The 22861-nt window shown below is 39.7% G+C and carries 22 protein-coding genes and 2 pseudogenes; 19 read left to right on the top strand and 5 right to left on the bottom strand.

The window, feature by feature from the left end; translation table 11 throughout:
- Window positions 1–28: 28 nt before the first annotated feature.
- The 6 genes from LI241_RS02465 to LI241_RS02440 all read left to right on the top strand — a co-directional run bounded on the left by LI241_RS02465 (window position 29) and on the right by LI241_RS02440 (window position 4055).
- On the top strand, window positions 29–457 hold the full coding sequence (locus LI241_RS02465) for a PTS sugar transporter subunit IIA (RefSeq protein ID WP_008690710.1): 429 nt from the start codon (window positions 29–31) through the stop codon (window positions 455–457).
- A gap of 29 nt (window positions 458–486) precedes the next feature.
- The gene (locus LI241_RS02460; RefSeq protein ID WP_008690711.1) at window positions 487–978 is read left to right on the top strand and encodes a PTS sugar transporter subunit IIB; all 492 of its coding nucleotides are present in this window, start codon (window positions 487–489) and stop codon (window positions 976–978) included.
- 57 nt (window positions 979–1035) lie between these two features.
- Window positions 1036–1869, top strand: a complete 834-nt coding sequence (locus tag LI241_RS02455) for a PTS sugar transporter subunit IIC (protein WP_227150975.1) — start codon at window positions 1036–1038, stop codon at window positions 1867–1869.
- Window positions 1870–1871: 2 nt separating this feature from the next.
- Window positions 1872–2687, top strand: coding sequence for a PTS system mannose/fructose/sorbose family transporter subunit IID (locus LI241_RS02450; RefSeq protein ID WP_008690714.1), 816 nt, complete (start codon window positions 1872–1874; stop codon window positions 2685–2687).
- A gap of 116 nt (window positions 2688–2803) precedes the next feature.
- Window positions 2804–3118: a hypothetical protein gene (locus LI241_RS02445; RefSeq protein WP_008690715.1), complete on the top strand. Its 315-nt coding sequence runs from the start codon at window positions 2804–2806 to the stop codon at window positions 3116–3118.
- A 97-nt stretch (window positions 3119–3215) separates the two neighbouring features.
- Window positions 3216–4055: an EFR1 family ferrodoxin gene (locus tag LI241_RS02440; RefSeq protein WP_017144759.1), complete on the top strand. Its 840-nt coding sequence runs from the start codon at window positions 3216–3218 to the stop codon at window positions 4053–4055.
- An 83-nt stretch (window positions 4056–4138) separates the two neighbouring features.
- Here the strand turns inward: LI241_RS02440 and LI241_RS02435 are convergent, their stop codons facing one another.
- The 3 genes and pseudogenes from LI241_RS02435 to deoC form a co-directional block, all read right to left on the bottom strand.
- Entirely contained in the window at window positions 4139–5095 is a 957-nt protein-coding gene (locus tag LI241_RS02435; protein ID WP_008690718.1) for a beta-1,6-N-acetylglucosaminyltransferase, read from the bottom strand.
- A 164-nt stretch (window positions 5096–5259) separates the two neighbouring features.
- Window positions 5260–6123: pseudogene (locus LI241_RS15945) on the bottom strand (NAD(P)-dependent oxidoreductase); the annotation flags it as partial.
- An 18-nt stretch (window positions 6124–6141) separates the two neighbouring features.
- A pseudogene (gene deoC, locus LI241_RS15940) lies at window positions 6142–6822 on the bottom strand (deoxyribose-phosphate aldolase); the annotation flags it as partial.
- A 102-nt stretch (window positions 6823–6924) separates the two neighbouring features.
- On the opposite strand from deoC, the gene LI241_RS02425 reads away from it, so the two are divergent.
- The 6 genes from LI241_RS02425 to LI241_RS02400 all read left to right on the top strand — a co-directional run bounded on the left by LI241_RS02425 (window position 6925) and on the right by LI241_RS02400 (window position 12439).
- A complete protein-coding gene (locus LI241_RS02425; RefSeq protein ID WP_008690721.1) occupies window positions 6925–7680 on the top strand; it encodes a GntR family transcriptional regulator in 756 nt (251 codons plus the stop codon).
- A gap of 224 nt (window positions 7681–7904) precedes the next feature.
- On the top strand, window positions 7905–8681 hold the full coding sequence (locus LI241_RS02420; protein WP_008690722.1) for a glucose-6-phosphate isomerase family protein: 777 nt from the start codon (window positions 7905–7907) through the stop codon (window positions 8679–8681).
- Window positions 8678–9232 carry a glucose-6-phosphate isomerase family protein gene (locus LI241_RS02415; RefSeq protein ID WP_008690723.1) on the top strand — a complete coding sequence of 185 codons (555 nt, stop codon included), beginning with the start codon at window positions 8678–8680 and terminating at the stop codon, window positions 9230–9232. Before LI241_RS02420 ends, LI241_RS02415 begins: the two co-directional genes overlap by 4 nt.
- Window positions 9229–10968 carry a class I mannose-6-phosphate isomerase gene (locus LI241_RS02410; protein WP_008690724.1) on the top strand — a complete coding sequence of 580 codons (1740 nt, stop codon included), beginning with the start codon at window positions 9229–9231 and terminating at the stop codon, window positions 10966–10968. The genes LI241_RS02415 and LI241_RS02410 overlap by 4 nt, the downstream gene beginning before the upstream one ends.
- A 43-nt stretch (window positions 10969–11011) precedes the next feature.
- Entirely contained in the window at window positions 11012–11743 is a 732-nt protein-coding gene (locus tag LI241_RS02405; RefSeq protein ID WP_008690726.1) for a GntR family transcriptional regulator, read from the top strand.
- A 90-nt stretch (window positions 11744–11833) separates the two neighbouring features.
- A complete protein-coding gene (locus tag LI241_RS02400) occupies window positions 11834–12439 on the top strand; it encodes a GNAT family N-acetyltransferase (RefSeq protein WP_008690727.1) in 606 nt (201 codons plus the stop codon).
- Window positions 12440–12480: 41 nt separating this feature from the next.
- On the opposite strand, the gene LI241_RS02395 is transcribed toward LI241_RS02400, so the two are convergent.
- Window positions 12481–13683, bottom strand: a complete 1203-nt coding sequence (locus LI241_RS02395; protein ID WP_008690729.1) for an EAL domain-containing protein — start codon at window positions 13681–13683, stop codon at window positions 12481–12483.
- 92 nt (window positions 13684–13775) lie between these two features.
- The gene (gene rpoN, locus LI241_RS02390; RefSeq protein ID WP_008690731.1) at window positions 13776–14993 is read right to left on the bottom strand and encodes an RNA polymerase factor sigma-54; all 1218 of its coding nucleotides are present in this window, start codon (window positions 14991–14993) and stop codon (window positions 13776–13778) included.
- A gap of 133 nt (window positions 14994–15126) precedes the next feature.
- Between rpoN and LI241_RS02385 the strand changes: the two genes are divergently transcribed.
- The 7 genes from LI241_RS02385 to LI241_RS02355 all read left to right on the top strand — a co-directional run bounded on the left by LI241_RS02385 (window position 15127) and on the right by LI241_RS02355 (window position 22714).
- Complete coding sequence (locus LI241_RS02385) at window positions 15127–17826, top strand: sigma 54-interacting transcriptional regulator (protein ID WP_227161012.1); 2700 nt, start codon at window positions 15127–15129, stop codon at window positions 17824–17826.
- Window positions 17827–17908: 82 nt separating this feature from the next.
- Window positions 17909–18337 carry a PTS sugar transporter subunit IIA gene (locus LI241_RS02380; RefSeq protein ID WP_008979288.1) on the top strand — a complete coding sequence of 143 codons (429 nt, stop codon included), beginning with the start codon at window positions 17909–17911 and terminating at the stop codon, window positions 18335–18337.
- A gap of 16 nt (window positions 18338–18353) precedes the next feature.
- Window positions 18354–18824, top strand: coding sequence for a PTS sugar transporter subunit IIB (locus LI241_RS02375; RefSeq protein WP_008690738.1), 471 nt, complete (start codon window positions 18354–18356; stop codon window positions 18822–18824).
- 96 nt (window positions 18825–18920) lie between these two features.
- Entirely contained in the window at window positions 18921–19703 is a 783-nt protein-coding gene (locus LI241_RS02370) for a PTS sugar transporter subunit IIC (protein ID WP_008690739.1), read from the top strand.
- On the top strand, window positions 19690–20520 hold the full coding sequence (locus LI241_RS02365; RefSeq protein ID WP_008690743.1) for a PTS system mannose/fructose/sorbose family transporter subunit IID: 831 nt from the start codon (window positions 19690–19692) through the stop codon (window positions 20518–20520). Before LI241_RS02370 ends, LI241_RS02365 begins: the two co-directional genes overlap by 14 nt.
- A 16-nt stretch (window positions 20521–20536) precedes the next feature.
- On the top strand, window positions 20537–21538 hold the full coding sequence (locus tag LI241_RS02360) for an SIS domain-containing protein (protein ID WP_008690744.1): 1002 nt from the start codon (window positions 20537–20539) through the stop codon (window positions 21536–21538).
- A gap of 99 nt (window positions 21539–21637) precedes the next feature.
- Complete coding sequence (locus LI241_RS02355; RefSeq protein WP_008690746.1) at window positions 21638–22714, top strand: SIS domain-containing protein; 1077 nt, start codon at window positions 21638–21640, stop codon at window positions 22712–22714.
- Window positions 22715–22861: the final 147 nt, after the last annotated feature.

Genomic DNA, 22861 nt, shown 5'->3' with positions numbered 1-22861 from the left:
TCCATGTCTATTAAAAAGGAGGATACTAATGAGATATGTGATTATGGTCAGCCACGGCGAATTTGCTCCGGGTCTGCATTCTGCTGTAAAAATGATGACAGGAAGTAGAGATGACGTATTAAGCACGAGTCTACGTGAAGATATGAGTGCTGATGAATTTGCGGAAAACTTCCGTAAATTGGTGGAGCCGCTGAATACTGACGACTCCGTAATTTTACTTGCAGATATTTTGAGCGGTTCACCATTTACGAATGCGCTGGCAGTACTTGATGAAAAAGGTATGATGGCTAACACGTTAGTACTTGCAGGTATGAACATGCCAATGGCAATAACCGCCGTATTAATGAAAGACAATTTTGATGATTTGAATGTACTGAAAGAGACCATTCTAAGTGAAGGTCATGCAGGAATGACAGAATTCAGTACGGCAGCTGATGACGCTGATGATGACATTTAGTCATTCAGATAAAAAGGAGGAAAAAGTTTATGATTAGTTTTGTACGAGTTGACGACCGCATCATTCACGGTCAGATTGTAACACGTTGGTCTAAGGAATTCCCTTGTGATGGGATCATTGCTGTAAATGATAAAGCAGCAACTACGCCGGTTCTAAAACAGTCCTTTAAAGCATCTACTGATAAAAAAGTATTCGTTTGGACGATGGAACACTTTTTAGAAAAAGCACAGACCGTGCTTGACAGTGATAAGAAATATTTCTTGATCACAAAAAACCCGGTTGATATGAAAAAAATCCTGGTTGATAATAAATTTGTTCCAAGTGATGTAAAACGCGTTGTTATCGGGCCTTGTAATGACCGTCCGGGAGCTGTTAAATTAGGACAGAATCAGTCCATTATCCCGGAAGAAGCAGAGGCTTGCGAAGCTATGACAAATGCTGGTTATGATGTATACTTTGCATTATTGCAGGAAACCGCAATTGGTTCATGGCCTAAATTCAGATCTAAATTCGGTTATTAATGGTGGGAGCATTGAAACTGAATTGGATTATATAAAAGGAAAAGGAGAAATGCTATTATGAGTTTAATTCAAGCAATTTTAATTGGTCTTATGAGTTGTACTGCAGCTAGTACGATTGCTTGTTTGGGAACTACTGTTGGTAACTACACTCTGAATAGACCGTTGGTAGCATCTTTGTTCGTCGGTTTAATTCTTGGTGATGTACCGGGATGTATCCTGGTTGGTATGCCTATGCAGGTTATGTGGATTGCTCTGGTTACACCTGGTGGAACCGTAGCTTCTGACTTGCGTGCAGTTTCCTACATTGGTATTCCATTGGCTTACGTTGGTGCGAAAGCTGCTGGAATGGATTTAGCGGGAAAGGATGCTGCAGGTTTGGCATCTAGTATCTCAGCTATGACCGGTGTTATCGGTATTACATTGTTCTATGGAACAGCTATGATGAACTTGATCTGGCAGCACATTGGTTGGGCTAGATTGGATAAAGGTGATTTAGGAATTATCGGTAAAGTCGATGCTTTATTCCCATTAATTTCACACTTCGTATTATCTTTCCTGCCTGTTACTTTACTGTGCTACTATGGTGCAGATGCCGTTACGGAAATCTTTGCATCTTTGAAAACAGACGTATGGTATGTTAAGGCGCTGATTATGGTTGGTGCTGTATTGCCTGCTGTTGGTATTGCTATTCTGCTGAAATCCGTTGTTACGAAGACAACCGATTTGATTTTCTTCGCATTCGGTTTCGCATTGGCTAAATCTATGGGATTAACACTGATTGCTGCTACAGCTGTTGGTGCTGTATTCGCATTGATTAACTATCAGTTAACGATGGTGAAAGCTGGTGGCGGCGGAGCTGCCATCGATGATGATGACGAGGAGGATATTTAATTATGAAAAAAATCTCAAAGAAAACATTAAATAGTTCCTTCTGGCGCTGGTGGTATGGAAACTTAACTTGTTTCTCTCACGAACACATGCAGACATTTGGTTACATGTGGTCTATGCTGCCAATCATTCAGGAATTGTATCCTACACACGAAGAACAGTGTGAAAAAATGAGAACGTATTATCCATTCTTCAACACTGAGCCTCAGATTGGTGCTATCGTAGTTGGTATCACTGCTGGTTTGGAAGAAGCTCGTGCAAATGGTGCTGAAGAAATTGATGATGAAATGATCAATGGTATCCGTGCAGGTTTGATGGGTCCATTGGCTGGTATCGGTGACTCTTTGATCGTTGGTACTTACATTCCTATTCTGTTAGGTATCGCATTAGGTTTCGCTGAAGGCGGATCTATCTTAGGTCCATTATTCTATATCGTAGTATGGAACGTAACAAGTACATTATTCCAGAAAGTTATCTATAACAAGGGTTATGAACTTGGTGGTTCTGCTGTTGAAATGATCGTTGGTACACAGGCAACTGCGTTCCGTGAATCTGTTATCGTTATGGGTCAGGTTATCGTTGGTGCGATGGCTGGATCTTGGGTTAACATTACTTCAGCTGTTCAGATCGCTACTGACTCTGAAGGTAAAGCAGTTATGTTGCAGCAAAAACTGGATGGTGCATTCCCTGGCATTCTGACAATGCTGTTTGTACTGTTCGCTTGGTGGCTGATGGCGAAAAAGAACGTTACTCCAATCAAAGTATTAATTCTGTTTGTGGTAATTGGTTTCTTAGGTTCTGTCAGCGGATTGCTGGGATAATACTTAGCAATACATTCAAAATCATCCCTTACTCCCAAAAGGGATGATTTTCTTTAGGTCTTGCAAATCGAAGTATGGGATGGTATGATTTTTACAATGAAATGAGGTAGAGTACGATGACAAAAAAAGAGCGTGAACAATTGAAGAACGAGATATCTTATCGTGATATGATGACCAAACGATTGATAAGAAATGCTAAGATGTGTTTCTTCCTATGTTTATTATTTAGTGCTTTGGCTATATGGGGATTCACAGGTATGCACGATGCATTCCTCAGTGTAGGCGAAACAGCGCGCAGTGTCATGAAATGGCTAGGATTGATACTTGCAATTCCGACAGGTATCTTTACGATCTTGTTCTATCTAAGCTACCGCAATTCTAAGAAACTGGTACTGCAAATGTTAAATGATTTGCAGAAGGGGAAAAAATAATAGGAAAAGGCGCTTATCCAAGCGCTTTTTTGATGCAAATAATTGCTATATACGGTACAATGAACATAACGAAAAGAAAGGTTAAGGGATGATGTTTATGAAACTAAAAGCGCTTTATGGGGTTTATTACAGTGCCTGTGGCAATACCAGAAAAGTAATTGAAACAGCGGCTGAAACATTACAACAATATCTCCATCTTCCGATTACCTATATTGATTTTACATTGCCCGCTATGCGAAAAGAAACCTATGTTTTCCCCAAAGATGCGTTGGTGTTGTTTGGATCCAGTGTTTATGCAGGAAGACTGCCGAATAAGATGTTGACCTTTCTGCAAAACCATTTGCAAGGGAATAACACCCTTGCGTTAGCTATCCTTACCTATGGCAATCGTGCTTATGATCAAGCGGTAGATGAAGCTATACAAGAACTGCATTTGCATGGATTTCGTGTCATAGGTGCAGCAGCTATGTCTTGCCAACATGCCTTTACAGAGAAACTGGCAACCTCTCGACCTAATGAAGAGGATAAAGAAGCATTACGTCAATTTCTAATGCAACTTGTGCAAACCCTATTGGAAAATGACCTATCTAAGGATACAGCTGTCCTTACAAGAAAGATGACAACAAAATTATCGTATTATAAGCCGCTCAAAGAAGATGGAACACCCGCACACTTCCTTAAAGCAACGCCCAAAACAAGACTCGATCTCTGTACCAAATGTGGGATATGTGCTACCCATTGTCCTATGGGGGCAATCTCTTTTGAAAACTTTTATGAAATCATCGGTACTTGTATAAAATGTCAGGCTTGTGTTCAGAGCTGTTTGGTAAAGGCAAAATATTTTGATGATGCAGATTTTTTATCTCATGTGGCTATGTTGGAAAAAAACTTTCAAAAACCGAAAGAAAACACATTTTGGCTTGCGAATACTTTATGAAAAATATGAAGCACAGTATTTATACTTTCTATCATTTGAAAAAGAAAAGAGCCATCTGCATCCTGCAGGGCTCTTTTGTGGTGTTATTCAACAGATGATTTTGTCAGAGCATCAATCAAAGCATTTGGATCCACATCACGTTTTTCCTTTTGCGCAACTTTTTCATAATCACGATTATAAATATCAAAATATTCATGATATAAATATAAGGTATCTTCTGCCGTGATCTTGCCACCAAATAAGCATTCCGGATGCGCTTTTAACGTTTCTTCCGCTAATGGTTTGGCATCACTACTTTCTACCCAAGTCCCATTTGGACCGACAACACGCAAATCTTGATTGATATGATCATCTTTTCGACCATTGACATATACATACTTCTGCATCATCATCGGAATGTATTGTTCCTCCGCATACCAAGAAAGCTTGTAAGATTCAGATACATAATCAAAATGCGCAGCTAAGATTTTCGCACTCGCTTTCGATAAGATGAACCAAGGACTGCCGATGCGATATACTTCTTCACTCTTACGGCGTATGCCAAGCATGGAAAAGAAAGAACCGCTAGCTTTTGATAGGGAACGCAGAAAGTTATTTCTAGGAAAATCTAAAGCATTGGTAAACGGATAATATTTCTTACTTTTTTTATTTAGGGCCACTTGATCATAATCGGCTGTGGCATCATAATAAAAATCTTTTCCTTCATGTTCGCTTAGAAATGCAACAATTTCGCTGCGACTCTTTAAGGGCATCATGCCATCTGTTAAATTAATGAAATAATCGAAATCATCTTTTTCGATTGCTTCTTTCATTTGAATGATGGTTCCTCTTGCTAAAGAGAGATCTCCTTCTTGGGCATATTCTTGCGTGCGTGATACGTGTACACGTAAATAATCTGTATATACAAAGGCTACTTTGTCTCTTAAATCGTTATCATTGATCATGATGAAGACATGATCACCTTGCTTCGTCAATTGATTGATCATTTCAATTACTTCTTCATAATCACGGCTTGTATGTACCAGAAATGCTAATTTCATAGTATCCTCCATTCTGTAAGATGATAAATCATCCTGGGTGTTTTCATTATCTTCCTTATTATAGCATTGATATGTAAAAATGCGAAGTGATATTCGTCATCACTTGTATCCGTTTACAACGATATATAAAAAAGACAGATTGTTTAATAAATCTGTCTATTTAGCTATTTCAACCAGCCGAAATCTTTTAAACAAGCATCTACATTTTCTTCAAAGGTACCAAAATGGATGCCGGCCTCTTCTATCTTTTGATGATCAAGGCGATAGTCACGGAAACGTTCTTTATAGCGTTCATGATCAGGCAAAATATAGCGATCGATGGTTTCTTCATCGAAGCCTAATTTACGAGCTACTATTTTTGCGGACTCATAGGTGTTGTGGGTATTGGTATCCGAGATATGATAAATACCGGATGCCAGCTCCATGATGTTTGTGAATTGATCTGCCAGCTTCTGGGCATAGGTCATACCACGGATTTCATTTACGGTAAATTTTGTCGGCTGTTGATAGAACAGAGCATGCATGACGTTGCGTATGATGTTAGGACTTGCCTTAATGCCGGGGCGATTCATGCCTAACATCCAAGAGAAACGAAGAATCAGATAATCTTCCAGATGGGAAGTGATATAGTTTTCACATTCCACTTTATGCTGTCCATATTTAGTGATAGAGCACAAGCTGTCTTCTTCTTTAAATGGACCTGCACAAGTCTTAGCGTTAAAGCATTGTTCCGTACTGATAAAAAGCAAGCGAGCATGTCGTTCTTTACAGATATCGGCAATAACTTTTGTACTTTCCACATTCACCCGATAGGTGAGTTCAGGATAGTTCTCACAATCCGCTGTCTGTGCCATTGCTGCGGTATGGAATACGTAATCAAATTCCTGCTTTTCAAACCAGGCTCTGACTGCATCCGGATCAGCAAAATCTGCATCTTTTCGCGTCATAGCCACCACATCCATTGTGTTTTTTAAGGATTCTTTAACTAAAGAGGCAATAAAGCCATTGCCACCGGTAATAATGATTCTTTTCATGTGGTTATCCTCTTTTTTTTTAAATTCATCTAAGATTTTTAATGAACTGCTCGTACCGATACGTTCTGCACCTGCTTCCAGCATTGCTTTGCATGTTGCCCAATCGCGAATGCCTCCGGCTGCTTTTACTTTCACTGCATCGCCTACGGTTTCTTTCATCAGTTTTACATCTTCTACACTAGCTCCGCCAGTACCGAAGCCGGTACTTGTTTTGATATAATCCGGTTTCACTTTTTTAGCTATTTCCGCAAGCTTGCGAATTTCTTCTTTTTCTAAATAGCAGTTTTCAAATATAACTTTACATAAGATCCCATGCTTATGACATACCTGTGTGATTTCACGCATTTCCCTTTCAAGATAATCCCAATGATGCATCTTTGCTTCTCCGATGTTGATGACATAATCAATTTCATCAGCACCATCCGCAATTGCTTTCTGCGTTTCTAAAATCTTTGTCTCCAGTGTTGTCTGCCCTAAAGGAAAGGCGATGGCTGCTCCCACATGCACATCACTGTCCTTGAGTTGTTCTTTACAATAGGTTACCGGTGAAGCGTTGATGGCAACCATCGCGGCTCCGATTTCTTTCGCTTCACGGCAGAGTTTATCAAAATCCTCATGTGTTGCATAAGCCTTTAAAAAGGTGTGATCAAATACACTTGCAAGTGTTTTAGCGGTTAATTTTGTTGTGTCCATAACGATGTCCTCCTTTAATGTAATTACATTATAACATTAAGATATTTTCATTGTCAAATAGAAAAAAATCCTTTATAATAAAAAGAGAAATGAGGCATGTATATGATCGATAAAAACCTACGGCAGCATTTTCGCATTGCGAAAAATTCTCCTGTTCCATTATATTATCAGTTGAAATCGGCAATCTTGGAATTGTTTGAAAACGGCTATTATAAACCTGGTGATAAATTACCGACAGAGGCAGAGTTTTGTGAACTCTTAGATATATCAAGACCAACGATTCGTCAGGCATTTGCGGAGTTAATACATGAAGGGTATATCACCAGACAAAAAGCAAAAGGCACGTTTGTCTCGGTACCGAAAGTAGAAGGCAATTTCTTTATGAAATTAAGCAGTTATGACGAAGAGATGAAAAGCTTAGGTTTAGTGCCAAGCACAAAGGTGTTACAAAAAGAAACACTTCCTACACCGGAAGGTTGCCAATCATTATGGGAGAGTGAAACATCACTGTATTTAAAACGGCTGCGGTATGCTGATGAAAAGGAAATGGTCGTCGTGGAAACGTATGTGCCAAGTACAGTATTTCCGGACATTGCCCAACATGATTTTGAAGCATCTTCCCTTTATCAGATTATGGAGGAAAGGTATCAATGTAAAATAGCTTATGTTGATCGTGTGGTAGAAGCACGTTTGGCAGATGAAGAGATCCAGTCATTGTTGCATATGGAACAGCCGGCAGTAATCTTGTATGTTAAAACAAAGGCATATACGGCGGATGATCGGTGTGTGGAATATTCCACGGCATATTATCATGGAGAACGTAATACCTTCAAAATGCGTCTTATTCAACAGGGGTAATTCAGAAGCTCTTCTATTTGCAGGATGGAAGAGCTTTTCGCTTTATGCGCATACCATAGCTTTTTTATGGATTTCCTATGAAAAAAGATCGAAAAGATAGGTCAATTCCATGGAATTGGTATAACGAATTTCGGAAATTTCAGCACTTTTATTGACATTTATTCAGTGGTTTACTAGAATAAAATCAAGCAAGATATAATGTTATAACAATTAGGAGGAAAGATATGGAATTTGACCCTGGATTTGCCATCCATATGGAGGAAGAAACACTAACGTTTTCCTATGGCGATGGCGCATTTGGACCGATTTGTGAAAAGCGACATCTTAATGATATTCGTTCTTCATTGGCGGATGCAGATGCGGATGGACCGGATGTTTTATACAGTATAGCTATGGATGTCGGTATGGAAAAGGATCGCGAAGCGATTGTACAGCGCAATCTTTTATATGGTGCAGTTGCGTATGCGAAAGGAAGGATCGGGAAGGAACCTGTCCGCTCACAAGGACATATTCATGCGATATCCCCTTCTTGTAATGCATCCACCTGTGAGGTTTATGAAATATGGAGCGGTGAGGCGTATATTTATATGCAGCAGTATGGCGGTGATGATGCCGGAAATTGTTATGCCGTACATGCCAAAGCGGGTGATGTTGTCATCGTGCCACCGGGTTGGGTGCATGCGACGGTGAATGCGAATATCCATGAGAACATGAGCTTTGGGGCATGGTGTGTCAGAGATTATGGCTTTGCATATCAGGAAGTGCGTGAACACAATGGTATTGCTTTTTTCCCACTGGCGGATGAAGCGGGTAATATTACCTGGGAAATGAATCCTAGCTACAGCCAAGGAAACCTTACCATTTGTGAGGCCAAAGAATATCCACAATTTGGTATTGAAAAAGGAAAACCGATTTACACGCAGTTTCAGGAGAATCCGGATAAATTCTTATTTGTCGCACATCCTGAAATAAAGAAAAAGGAATGGGAGGAACTTGTATGAAGGTAGTAAAAGCACCGGTAACATTCGATATACATTCTGTAATGGAAGGAAGTGATGTTGCGGTTAGCACGAAACGGTATAAGGATGCCAAATCCTTCTTTGCCAAAGAAGGTGATCTGGATGAAAACACAGTGATGTATGATGTATATTCCTACACAAAAGGTGATGCCAAGCGAGGCAATTTAAACTGGGGACTGACCGTGTTACATCCACTTTGTGTAGCAGGAGAATGCAATATGACACGCGGACACTGGCATGAAGATCGTGATTGTGCGGAATTTTATTTCGGTGTCAGTGGAAAAGGATTGTTAATGTTGATGGATGAAGAAGGAAATACTTGGGCAGAAGAAGTGTCTGAGGGAAGCCTGCATCACATTGACGGTCATCTTGCACATCGTCTGATCAATACAGGGGATGAGGATATGAAAGTGGCTGCCTGCTGGGGTTGTGATGCCGGACATGATTATGCAGCGGTAGATGCGATGCCATTCGGCTATCGCGTAATGAAGGAAAAAGGAAAACTGGTATTTGTGAGAGGAGAAGAAGAATGAAAAGCAATTACAACAAATTCCCGACAACGTATATAGAGGGATATGATGACAGCGCATGGGCTGGTTATGCGCCTATTTTGGATGAATTGAAAAAACACTGCAATACAGGACGTCATGTACTGGTTGCTGATGTGTATCCGGGGGTATTTGATGATGAAATTCTGCCGGAATTAATGAAACTGCATCCAGCATTAGTAATTAATATGATAGATCTTTTTAAAGAAGAAAAAACCATCAGTGAACAATTGAAATATCATATAACGGATGATCGTGTCTTTGGTAAGATGTATTATGGAGATGTCATTGATTTTATTGATTTGACGAAACTGGAAGAGGCAAAGCAACAGGTTATGGCATGTGATGGTTTGGTTTTGCTTTATGGTTTTGGAGCTGCTTTGGTACATCCAGGGGATACTCTGGTTTATTTCGATATGGCTCGCTGGGAAATTCAAATGCGTTATCGCGCAGGCATGGGCAATTATAAATGCAGCAATTATGATGAAGATCCATTGCGTAAAAATAAACGTGGCTTCTTTATTGAATGGCGTATTGCGGATAAGCATAAAGCATCTTTATTTGAACGAATGGACTATGTATGCGATACAAATAAAAAGATGGAGCCAAAGATGATCAGTGGCGATGCCTTCCGCAGTGCATTACAACAGATCGCAAAACAGCCATTCCGTACAGTCCCATATTTTGATCCAGGTGTATGGGGAGGCCAGTGGATGAAAGAGGTTTGTGACCTTGATCGTTCCAAACAAAATTTCGCCTGGAGCTTTGATGGCGTACCGGAAGAGAACTCTTTATATTTAGGATTTCATGACATTACGGTAGAAATCCCAGCTATGGATTTGGTATTATACCAGCCAAAACCATTATTGGGTGCACAGGTATTCGCACGTTTTGGGGCAGAATTTCCAATTCGTTTTGACTTCTTAGACACCATGGGCGGACAGAATTTAAGTCTTCAGGTACATCCACTGACGGAATATATTAAAAAACAATTCGGTATGACTTACACACAGGATGAAAGCTATTATATTTTAGATGCAGAAGATGATGCTGTCGTATATCTTGGGTTAAAAGAAGGTATTCAAAAGGATGAAATGATTCAAGATTTGCGTAAAGCGAATCAGGGCGAAATGTCCTTTGATGCAGAAAAATATATTAATAAATTTCCGGCAAAGAAGCATGACCATTTCTTAATCCCGGCAGGTACTTGCCATTGTTCCGGAAGTAATGCAATGGTTTTGGAAATCAGTGCTACACCATATATTTTTACCTTTAAATTATGGGATTGGGATCGTTTAGGTTTAGATGGCCGTCCACGTCCGGTGCATATCGAACATGGAAAAGAAGTCATTCAGTGGGACCGTACGACACCATGGGTAGAAAAGAATTTAGTAAATGCGATTTATGAAGTATCACGTGGTGAACATTATGTGGAAGAACATACCGGTCTTCATGAATTGGAATTTATCGAAACCAGACGTTATTGGATGGATGATGTAACGCATCACACTACCGATGATGGGGTGCATATGCTAAATCTGGTAGAAGGAAGAGAAGCAGTCATTGAAAGTCCAACGAATGCTTTTGCGCCATTTGTTGTTCATTATGCGGAAACCTTCATCATTCCAGCAAGTGTCGGGGAATATACGATTCGTCCATATGGAGAATCTCAAGGTAAGAAAATCGGTGTTCTGAAAGCTTACGTAAGAAAATTTTCCTAAAATAAAATAAGACATGCTATAATGGATTCACGGAGGTGAGTTCATGGAGCAACTCGATTTTAACAAAGGTGCAATTCCTCTGTATATTCAAATTAAAAAAATTATTAAGGATAAAATCTTATCCAATGAATATGCCCCAGGAGATGCCATTCCAAGTGAGGCGCAGCTGCAAAAACGCTTTGGTGTATCACGCATCACGGCAAGACAGGCGATTGCCCAATTGGAAACGGAAGGATTGGTAGAACGTGCCAGGGGAAAGGGCACAAGAGTCATATTCCAGAATAAGATTGAAGAAGAACTGATTGGTATCAAAAGCTTTACGAATGAAATGCTGGAAAGAGGAATTACGCCTGGCACTAGCTATGTGCATATTGAAATGACCGTAGCAGATAAAGAAGTGGCAGAGGTATTTCATTGTCCTTTGCAGGAACAAGTATATCGTCTGTCCCGTGTACGTACTGGAGATGGGGCACCAATGGTTTACTTCATCAGCTATTTTTCTAAAGACCGCAATCTGCCTTTAGATGATACCCGCTATCAGGGCAGTATGTATGCATTGCTGGATGAACTTCACATAAACAAGCCATCACGTAGTAAGGAAAGCTTTTATGCCGTAACAGCGACGAAGGAAATTGCCGAAAAGCTAGAAATGAAAAAAGGCGAGGCCTTACTGGTGCGTAAGCGTGTATCTTATGATCATGATGGACGTGTGTTAGAATATACGGTTTCCTATTATCCAGGAGATCGTTATTCCTATACGATAGAATTACAATAAGACTCGAATCTATGTTCGGGTCTTTCCTTATATTTTAGGTAACATGCTATTGTAAAGAATACATATGAACTAGATAAGGAGGAGATGCAGATGACAACGTTAGATAAAACGATACCTTATTATCCGGTATTAATGGAACTAACAGAACTACCGGAAAAGATGGAATACCATTTGGCAGAAGGATATCGAGTCATACCTTTTGATGCGCGTTATAGTCAAGATTGGGTGCGCTTGCATGTGGCATTAGGTCAGTTAGCGAATTTTGCACAGGGAATGCAATATTTTAAGGAAACATTTTTATCGCAGCCGGAAAAAGTGAAGAAACAAATGCTGCTGGTCGTTGATGAAAACGGAAGGCTTGCCGGTACAAGCTCTGTATGGGAAGGCGAGCATTTTGGTCATACACGAATGCGTGTGCATTGGGTAGGTGTAGATGAGCATCATCAAAGAAAAGGGATAGCTAAGGCATTAATGATTGAAACGATTCGGTTGTATGCCTCTATGCAGGTAACAGAACCTCTGTATTTAACTACGCAAACAAACAGTTATGTGGCAATTGCCATGTATTTGCGATTAGGTTTTACACCTTATAAAAAAGCAATGCCCGTAAACTTTCAAGCAGATCCCAAAACATTTGAAAAAGATACGGCATTGGCTTGGAAACTCATCATGGATAAGATTGCCGAAATAGCCTAAAACAATAAAAAAAGAAAATCACACTCGATGATTTTCTTTTTTTACACCCATGATCGTAATAGCTGCAAGTATTCTGACATTGGCATTGCTTGATAATAATAATGCCCTTGGATCTGATCACAATGCGCCTCTTTTAATAGAGGCAGATAGCATTCATCTTCGACACCTTCCGCAACAATGCCATAACCACATTGTTTTAACATACGTATACTTGATTGTAACATCAGGTTATTTTTTTCATTGGCAGGTTGGGGAAAAAAGGAACGATCAAGTTTGATACTTGTAAAGGGAAGATGAGGAAGCATCGTTAAGGAAGCACTGCCACTGCCAAAGTCATCCATGGCAATCGGATATCCTTCCTGGTGCAAGACAGTTAAGAAGTCGGATAAGGCTTGATTATCTTTTGATAAAATATCTTCACTGATTTCAAATTCTAAGAGCTTACTGGAAAGTGCAGAAGCTTTTGTAAGTTTTTTTACTTCCATGAGATATTCCTGTGCATTTTCTAGTGTTGCTTCAGAGACATTCACACTGATTGGCAGTAAGGGGAATTGTTGTTTCTGACATAAGGCAAACATATGAAAAAGCTGATGTAAAACATATACATCCGTCTGGCGAATAAAGCTGTTTCTTTGAATTTCTTTCATCCATTCAGATAGTGGAAGCCATTGGTTTTCATGGTATAAACGCAATAAAGCCTCACCCCCACATATGGTTTGGGTAGCCAGATCAACTTTTGGTTGTATAAAAACACGCAGATTCCCTTTTGCCATTGCCTTTTCTACCATTTCCTGTGTCGAAACCGCTTGTAATAAGCGGTTTTCTAGCAATTGATCATAAAGCTCATAAGATGTCGTATATTTTGCATGATCCTTGCTTTTGATAGCGGCAAGCTGGCACTTATAAAATAAGGTAGATAGTTCTTCCTGTGCTTTGGGATAACAAATGCCAAAGGCAAAAGCAACATGTGGAAAAGCATCATCTAGTTGCTGGATCATATCATGAATATATGTCCAGGATATGGTTTTCCACAACGTGAATAAAGAACCATGCATCCATTCACTTACGCAAATACATGGATCCATGACAGACAGCATTTGGTCCAGTATTTCTACGGCCTTTTGGCATTCTTGCCGATCTTTTAAATAGTGTTGCGCATATTGTTTAATTTCAATATACACACCGATACAATCATCCGCTTCTAAGCGTTCATACAACGTTTCCATATCCTTCCATGTCAGCATTCCACATCACCTAATGAAAGTCTTGCACGTTTTTCTGCTTTTATGCATCCCTTTTTGTAAATGTGTCATTGAGCTATCTTGTGAAAACAGATTTAGCGAAGCTTGCGTTGTGAACTACCGGGGATATGCAACTGTTCTCGATACTTCGCTACGGTTCTGCGTGAAACCTTAAGATCCATGGCAGATAATTTTATCACCAATTGTTGATCCGAAAACGGTTTGTGTTTATCTTCCTGTCGAATGATAGAAAGGATGGCCTTTCGTATTCCATCGGCACTATCCCCTTGACAAGTCATCGCTGAAAACAATTGTTTAAAAGCATAACATTCACCTTCAAAGCGATAATATTTCTGATGCAAGGCTCTGGAAACAGTTGATTCATGCATTCCTAATTTTTGGGCGATATCCTTTAAGGTACAGGGACGCAGCTCATCATGATACAGAAAATAGCCTTTTTGAAGGGTGACAAGCTCATTGATGATCATGAGCAAGGAGGCATTGCGGCGATGCAGCATATCGACAAAAATACTTGCCTCTTGAAAGTATTGTTTTAATTGTGGATGCTCTTCCATCACACTGACATATTCCTGATGCAGGGAAGGGGTAAAGACGGAAATCGGTTCAATGCGAATTTCCTCATCTTCAACGATGATATCCACTTCCGGGGTTATATTGATTGTTGTTTGGGTTTGGTATGGAGCACAAGGATATGGATGACATTTGCGGATGGAATGTAAAATATCCTTGATCTCTTCGATCGTTAAGTTCATTTGCTTGGCAATAGAAGAAAGATCATGAGATAAGATGGCATCGGCATGATGTTTGAGCAGATATGCCCCTTTGGTGTTTCCCATATGCAAACATTGCAAATATAAGGAGTCAGCGGCATCTTTGGCAAAGACTCCACTTGGTTCAAAGGTACGAAGAATCGTAAATACATCCTGTACTTCCTGAAGTGTTACTTGAAAAGCGTGTGCAACTTCTTCCTCGTTGATGTTGATATAACCATTTTCATCTAAGGATTCAATAAGATAGGCGGCAATATCTTCACGTATGGAAGTCTTGCAGGTGTGCAGCTGATAGTACAACTCTTCCTTTAAGCTGATAGGCGCATGTACGGTATCCATCATTTCATAGCCCTTCTCCTGATGAAAGCGACAGGCAAACATCGGATTGCGTTGCGCAAATTGTAACACTAGCTTTGTGATTTCTTCATGATTCATTTTTAATACTTCTAAGGCATTCTGATTTTTCTGCGTTAATAAATATTTTTGTTGAAGCGTTTGTTGAATTGCTAAATTTTGTTTCATACGATCACCTCTAAGTTCCTCTTATCTATATCTAGCAAAAAGCGTGCCAACTTTCGTAAAAAAGCAAATTCTTCTGATTGACTTTTTCTATGAGAATTTCGTACACTTAATAATGGAAAAGGGGTTGATGGTAATGTTAGAAAAGGTAAGACAACAGGTCCTTATGGCAACCACAAGAGAATTAGCAGAAACAGGCAATGCAGTTGCGATTAGTGAAGCGTTGCATTTAAGCCGTAATATGGTATCCCAATATTTAAACCAGCTATGGAATGAAGGGAAACTTGTTAAAATAAATACCCGTCCGGTGTTGTTTTATGATGTGCAGACATTAGAGAAGTTATTTTCTATCCATCTGAAGGAAAAGGAATTCACATCGAAGAAGGAATTTGTAAAAGCCTTGCAGCCACAGGAAGCGAAAGATTTTGAAAAGCTGATTGGAGCGCAGGAAAGCTTAGCCAATGTGGTAAATCAATGTAAGGCTACCATATCATATCCGCCAAATGGACTGCCTTTATTGCTGTATGGACCTACCGGTACCGGAAAAAGCTTCATGGCACAGTTAATGTATGAATATGCCTTAAATCATCAATTGATCGAAGCGGATAAAAAATTTCTCATCGTTAACTGTAGCGAATATGCCAATAATCCGGAGTTGTTAACGGCGAATCTATTTGGTCATAAAAAAGGCGCATTTACCGGTGCGGATAAGGATAATCCCGGTCTTATCAAACTGGCAGAAGGCGGTGTGCTCTTCTTGGATGAGGTGCATTGCCTGCCACCGGAATGTCAGGAAAAGCTCTTCTTATTTATGGATAAGGGCATTTATCACATGGTGGGAGATAATGAAAAGTGGTATCAGTCTTCTTTACGTTTAATCTTTGCGACAACGGAAAAACCAGAAGAGGCATTATTAAAAACCTTGCTGCGCCGTATTCCGATGATTATCACGATTCCTTCCTTAGAAGAGCGTGGCACGCATGAGCGTCTACAGCTCATTCACTCCATCTTTGCGGCAGAAGAAACGCGTATCCATAAATCTATCTATCTTTCTACCCTTGTCTATCAAACCTTATTATCAACAACTTTCAATGCCAATATCGGAGAATTAAAAAATGCGATTCAAGCAAGCTGTGTCAACGCGTTATTTCATGCAGATCCCAACAAGGATCGCTTAGAAATACGGGCATATAATCTGCCGGAAACCTTGAAAGAGCCGAAGATGAATGTGCCATCCATGACGGAACAAAAGCTCATCTCTGTACATGAACTGGCAAAATTCGTATCGCATGAGCGCGCCATTCTAAAATGCAATGAAGAACTGTTGAAAGCTTATGATGCAAGAGAAAACAGTGATTTATTCTTAAAAACGGCATGTCAAAGCATTGATGAGTATCAGGAAACCATCGTCTTTCAAAAGAAAAAGACCATTCGTAAGAATGAATATCTGCAAGGTATCGTTTCCAATATCTTTGATATGCTGAGTTCACGTTATGGTTTTAAATTTGTGAATAATGATGTAATTGCCATCGCTTCCTATATTGATGATTACAGCCGCAACCTGTTAGAAATGAACAATTGGCTGGAGCAAGAAAAGAAACGCGTCAAACAATTGCTTTCCTATATAAAGAGTGAATGGCATCGAGAATATGCGATTGCGCAGGAAATCGTAGAAAATCTTACCGTAAATTTGGATATGGAATTTGATGCGATGTTTACTTCTGTGCTGGCATTAAATCTAAAGAAATTAAATCGTATTACAGATTTGAATAAACGTATCGGTATTATCATTGCCCATGGTTTCAGTACAGCCAGCAGTATGGCCGATGCAGCGAATAAACTGTTAGGGCGTTATGTGTTTGATGCCATGGATATGCCGTTACAGCTTAGTTCCACACAGATCATTGAACAGCTGAATCGCTATTTGGCCAAGATTCCACAATATGAAGAACTGTTTTTACTGGTTGATATGGGCTCTTTGGAGGAAATCTATAAAGGATTAGAAGTATCCAATGCCAGCATCGGCATCATGAACAATGTCACGACACGTTTAGCACTGGAAATCGGACAGGGTATCATCTCCAATACGCCGATGAAAGAAATCTTTGAAACTGCCATTGATTACAGTAGTGCCAATTATCATATCGTGGAACATAAGAATCGCGAAAAGGTCATTCTCTGTTCCTGTGCCAGCGGTATGGGAACTGCCGAAAAGCTGAAAAAGATTCTGGTGGATTCCTTACCATGCGACTTACCGATTCATGTCTATACGTATGATTACAATACCTTATTGGAAAAACAGCTGCACGATGCCTTCTTTGAAAATTACGAAGTCATCTGTATTGTTGGAACACTGAATCCTAATATACCTGATATCCGTTTTATACCAATCGAAGATTTAATCATCAACGATACCTTGGATGAGCTGCATGATTATTTTAAGGATTACATCAGTGATAGTAAAATGAAGACCTTCCAACAAAATATCTTAAAGAACTTCTCATTAAGCAATATCATGAACAATCTGACGATCTTAAATCCTAGCAAGCTATTAGAACATGTCGCCGATGCCATTGATAAGCTGCAAAATGATTTGCAGGTTCGCTTGACGAATAATACTTGTGTAGGCTTGTATGTGCATGTCTGTTGCTTGATTGAACGTCTGGTTACCAGAAAGAGCATTGAAACGTATACGAATGTAGAAGATTTTGCGGAAAAAGAAATAGCGTTTATCAAATCGGTGAAAAAAGCGTTTAGCGTCGTTGAAAATTACTATAGCGTCGAAATACCGGTGGAAGAGATTGGCTATATCTTCGACTACGTGAAGAATAATTAAGAAAAAAAGCGAAAAAAGCGTGTTTAACATGGAAAATTCCAAGTTGGCACGCTTTTTGCTAGTTAGTAAGTGAAGGGAGCTGATGAGTATGCGACAAGTGATTCTCGCATCCCATGGAAAGCTGGCGGAAGGATTATTAAACTCCCTGCGTATGATTATCGGCGAAGAGCTGACGCAGGATGTAGAAACCTACTGTCTGTTTCCGGGAGAAAATCCAAATGACTTTATGAACAAGCTGAAAGAGCGCATTGCAACAAATCCACAGATGGAATTTGTCATTCTCTGCGATATCAAAGGCGGCAGCGTTCATACAGCCTTATCGCAGCTGTGTGTGCATCACAATGTGAAGGTATTCAGCGGAATGAATATGAATTTGGCCATGGATATTCTGTTATCCTGTCCGCAAGTGATTGATGCGCAGGTCAAAGACAGTATCGTAAAGAATGCCCAAGACGGCATTACCTTCCTGGCAGCGGATGATTTAAAAGCTGAGGAAGATGATGAATTTTAGAAAGAGGTGAAGTAAGATGATTAAATGTTTACGCGTTGACCACCGACTATTACATGGACAGGTGGCATTTTCCTGGACGAGTGCATTAGGCGCTGACTGTATCCTGATTGCGAATGATGATGTCATGAAGGATGAATTACGTAAGACAACCATTAAGATGGCCAAACCACAAGGTGTTAAGCTGGTTATGAAAAGTGTGGAAGATGGCATTGCAGCGGTGAATAGTGGTGTTACAGATAAATACAAACTGTTTATCGTTGTGGAATCAATTCAAGATGCTTATCGTTTCGCAACAGAAACAAATGTCATCAAGTCTGTGAATTTAGGTGGCACGAAAGCAAAAGAGAACACAAGAAATATCAGTAAGGCAATCAATGTGACAGAAGAAGAAACAACCTTACTGAAAGAATTAGTAGACAAAGGAATCGAAGTGGAAATTCGCATGGTTCCTAATGATGCGAAAGTGCATGCGGAAAATGTATTATAAAATCGCATAAGAAACACAAATCTATCGAAGGTTAAAGCGAACCGCATAAAGAAACATAATCATGAAACTATTTGAGAAAGAGGAGGGTTTTACACAATGCTACAAGCAATCTTACTTGCATTGGTCGCAATGCTTGGTAATGCAGAATATTTATTTGGTACCTGTTTGTTATCCAGACCGTTGGTGATGGGAACATTGACAGGCATCGTATTAGGGGATATTTCAATGGGAGTAACTCTGGGAGCTACATTGGAGCTTGCCTTTATGGGCGCATTCTCTGTAGGTGCATCCATTCCACCGGAAATGATCAGTGGAACCGTATTAGGTACGGCATTTGCCATCACTACCGGAACCGGTGCTGAGGCAGCCTTGGCATTAGGTCTTCCAATTGCCAGTCTGGTTTTGATTTTTAAGAATTTAAGCATGGTCTTCATTTTACCGATGTTTGTGCATAAAGCAGATAAATATGCCGCTGTTGGTAATTATAAGGGTGTTGAAAGAATGCATCTGTTAGGTGGATTCTTTGGTGTCAATTTGATCATCGGTGTGATCGTCGGTGTCAGCTTCTATTTAGGTAGTCCTGTCATTCAGGGCATTCTGGATATGATTCCAGCATGGGTACAAAAAGGCTTAGAACTGACAATGGGTCTGTTACCTGCAATTGGTTTTGGCTTATTGATGCAGATGATCATGAACAAGAATGTTGCTTGTTTCTTCTTCTTGGGCTTTGCGTTAAGCACATATTTGAAGATTCCGGTAACCGGTATTGCCATCTTTGGTGCTATCGTGGCAATTGTCCTTGTCCAAATTAAAAATCAGAATAAGCATGCGGTGGAAACAGCCGGTGTGAGTGAAGGAGATGAAGATGATGACTTCTAATACGGTAAAAGAAAATAGTATGATTACAAAAAAAGATCTAAATAAAGTAGCCCTTCGTTCCTTGTCTATGGAATGGTCATGGAATTATGAGCGACAGGCGAATCTGCCTTATTGTTATGCGTTGATTCCAATCATTAACAAATTATATAAAACAGATGAAGAACGTGCAGAAGCGCTGAAACGTCATCTGGAATTCTTTAACACAACACCACATTTATCAACCTTGCTGTTAGGTATTTCTACAGCGATGGAAGAACAAAATGCTACAGAAGAAAACTTCGATACTTCCAGTATCAATAATATTAAGATTGCCTTAATGGGACCATTAGCCGGTATTGGTGACAGCTTTATATGGGGAACTTTACGTATCATTGCAACCGGTATTGGTATTTCCTTAGCACGTCAAGGCAATATCTTAGGACCAATCCTATTCCTGCTGGTATTTAATATTCCGGCACAGGGCTTACGTTTCTTCTTAATGAATGCCGGTTATAAACTGGGAGCTGAATTCTTAACGAAGATTGAAAAAAGCGGTCTGATGGAAAGCTTAACTTATGGCGCTGCTGTTTTGGGTCTGATGGTTATTGGTGGTATGACGGCGGAAAACGTATCTATCAATATACCGATTGCGATTGGTAGCGGTGATGAAGCAACAACAATCGGGGATATTTGTAATGGTATCATGCCGGGCTTATTGCCATTGGCATTTACCTTCGTGGTATTCTTCCTGTTACGTAAAAACTTTAAAACAACGACGATTCTGCTGTTAATGGCTGTCTTAGGTCTGGCAGGCGCATTCTTTGGATTCTTAGGTTAAAAAATAAGGAGAGGAAATGGAAATGTTAAAATTTAATGAACAAGCACAGATTGATAGTGTAAATGGAGCTTTGGCTCTGCGTGGAAAGATCAATGAGATCGTAGATGGGATTTGTAAAGAAGGTTATACGAATATTTGCTGGTTAGGCATTGGTGGAACATGGGCAAGCAGTATGCAGGCAACTGTGCATATGAAAGAGATGTCTGCGATTGAAACATGGGCAGAAAATGCCGCAGAATATCTAACAACAGGAAATAAACGTATTGGAAAGGGAACCATCGTCATCACATCCAGTGTAACCGGAAGTACGATTGAAGTAGTACAGGCAGTAAAAAAAGCACAGGATGCCGGTGCGAAAGTCTTAGGCTTTATTGATATCGATACTACAGAATTAGCAAAAATGGTCGATTATGAAATTGCTTACTCAGCAAATGAACAACTGAAATTCTTCATGGTTGCGGATCGCTTCATGTTTAACAATGGCGAATTTGCAGATTATGAACGCATGTATGAAGAATTTGAAAAATATTTAGCTGTTGCGTTGGTAGAAGTAGAAAAGAAAGCGGATGACTTTGGAAAAGAATTTGCGAAGAAACATTGGAACGATGAATTGCATTACTTCGTCGGTGCCGGCAATCAGTGGGGAGCTACGTATTCTTATGCTATGTGCTATTGGGAAGAACAGCTATGGATCAAGACAAAATCCATCACAGCACCGGAATTCTTCCACGGTATGTTTGAAATCGTTACACGTGATACACCGGTTACGATCTTTGTTGGAGAAGATGCACAGCGTTCTTTATCTGAAAGAGTTGTCAACTTCATTCCACGTATCTGTAAGAACTATACGGTAATTGATACCAAGGACTACGAATTAAAGGGTATTTCTCCTAAATTCCGTTCACATATTTCTCATCTGGTTATGCATGCAGTCAATAATCGCATTGATGCACACATGGAAGAAGAAACTTGTCATCCAATGGAAATCCGCCGTTATTACCGTAAACTGAATTATTAAAAAGAAGGTGGAGCAATCCACCTTTTCCCCTAGTAAATAAGAAAGGAAAAGGGATCAAACAATACCTCTTGTAAGAGATTAACATCCCAAGGATAGATTATGGAAAAAATGACAATGATGGATTACATCAAAGAAACACCGGCACAGGCGATGAAGAATATAGAAGACTATGCTACCTTGTGTGCGCCCCTGGTAAACTATGCCAAAGAAAAAAAGATGCGTCGTTTATGGCTGGTAGCCAGTGGTTCCAGTTACAATGCTTGTCATTGTGCTCGCAGCTTTTTGATGCATACCTTACAAATGGAAGTAAAAATCACTACCCCTTATACATTCACTTGGTATGAACATGCGATTGCGGATGATGATGTGGTTATCGTAGTATCTCAAAGTGGCTATTCAACCAACGCGATTGCGGCATTAGATAAAATAAGAGCGTTAGGATATACCGGGGTTGCCTTAACCGGCAATGTGGAACATGATATCAAAGACCATGCAGATCTTGTGTTCGATTATGGTGTTGGGGAAGAATTGGTCGGCTATGTCACCAAAGGAGTTACAACACTGACATTGTATCTGATGCTGTTTGCCATTGCTTATACAAAGCGCAGTGAAAAGCTAGAAGAAGTAAAAAAGGCTATAAAATTAAATGAAGAGATGATCGATAAGGCACAAACATTTGTAAAACAACATTATAAAGATTTCAGTTCTATGCATAGCATTTATGTATGTGGAGCAGGAGCTGGTTATGGCATTGCTCTGGAAGGTGCTTTGAAAAGTGGAGAAACTATTCATATTCCGGCACTGCCTTTGGAAATGGAAGAATATATTCATGGACCTAACCTGCAATTGACACCATCCTATACGGTTTTATTAATCGATGGCAATGATGCGGCAAGCAATCGTGTGCAACAGATTTATCAAGCAACACGCAGTGTGAGTGAGCATACCTTTATGTTAAGCAATGCCGCTAATTTAGATGATGATCATATACTAACCTTATCGGATATGGTAGAGAGTGATCTAACACCACTTGTCTATCTGCCATTTGTTCAAGTATTAGCAGCGATGATTTCACAGGATTTAAACAGTGTGAAACAGCATCCATTACTTAAGAAGTTTAAATCTTATGCGGATGCAAAAACAGCAAGCTTTATCAATTATGATGAGGATGATTAACCCACAATTTGCTGTATCACAAAGAGTTACAAAACCAATCCATATGCTTTATATATTTTAATTTTAAGTAAGCTACTAAAATTTAATTTACTCTATAGGCAGTTTGCAAAAAGCAAAGTCTTTTGCCTTCTTTTATCATCATATACA

Origin of the sequence: Longicatena sp. 210702-DFI.1.196 (assembly GCF_020563125.1) — a bacterium.
In the GTDB taxonomy this organism is placed as follows: Bacteria; Bacillota_I; Bacilli_A; order Erysipelotrichales; family Erysipelotrichaceae; genus Longicatena; species Longicatena caecimuris.
The sequence above is the reverse complement of the archived record's forward strand: the minus strand, read 5'-3'. Positions and strand labels throughout refer to the sequence as shown.